The sequence below is a fragment of the Aerococcus sp. L_32 genome, assembly GCF_050689315.1.
Genome location: NZ_JBOEQF010000693.1, coordinates 1 through 937 on the forward strand (window position 1 = coordinate 1; position 937 = coordinate 937).

Annotated in this window: 1 protein-coding gene; it reads right to left on the minus strand. The window is 44.5% G+C overall.

All coding sequences use genetic code 11. From position 1 onward, the window contains the following. Nucleotides 1-937: excinuclease ABC subunit UvrC (gene uvrC / locus ACRCJ0_RS15765; RefSeq protein WP_431391130.1), on the minus strand; the 937-nt coding region annotated here is incomplete at both ends.

The window sequence follows — 937 nt, forward strand, 5'->3', positions numbered from 1 at the left end:
GAAATCCCCATTCTCTTTCAGGAGGCGTCCATAACGACGGCGGATAACTTCTTGGGTTGTCGCAAACTCATTGGATCCATCAACCGTCTTGATCTTGTACTTGCGGTACATAGATTTATTCGGACGCCCGTCCTCATAAGCCACCATCGCCGATACAGGGTTTGTCCCTTGGATATTTGAATGGTCGAAGCTTTCAATGACTTTTAAGTAGGGCAAGTTCAAGGCTTCAGACAATTGGTCAATAGCACCAGTCGTTTTTTGTTCCTTCATAGCCAACAATCTAAATTTGTCTAGATGGGCAATCTTGGCATTTCGTTGTGCCATCTGCAGCATCTTGTGCTTGTCGCCTCGTTTAGGTGTCGATACCTTCACTTCAACCGTATCCGCAATCAATTCATTGTCCAAGTTACCCGGCACCAAAATTTCTTTAGGCTTAGTATGGTTGGCTTCTTGGTAGAATTGGACGATGTAGGAAGTCAACTCCTCTTCGGGGTCAGAATACACTGGGAAAAGGGCCGAGTCCCGCTTAATAATAGAAAACTGCCGTAACAAGAATACCTGGATGGAAATCCAGCCTTTGTCAAAGTAAAAGGCGAAGACATCACGGTCATTGTATTGCTTGGACATGATATTTTGCGGTTCAACCGTTTGTTCAATATAGTTGATTTGATCACGATACTCAGCAGCTCGTTCAAACTGCAAGTCTTCAGAAGCAGCAGCCATTTTCTCCTTCAAATCATCTTTAATATTCTTCACGTCACCATTTAGGAAACGGCGAATCCGTGCTTTCTGCGCCTCATATTCTTCAACCGGCACCTCATGGTCACAAGGACCAATACATTGTCCGAGATGGTAATAGAAACAAGCCCGCTTTTCATTCTTCCCGCACTTACGCAAAGGATAAGTCTTCTGTAGCAAATCAAGCGTACCGGATGCA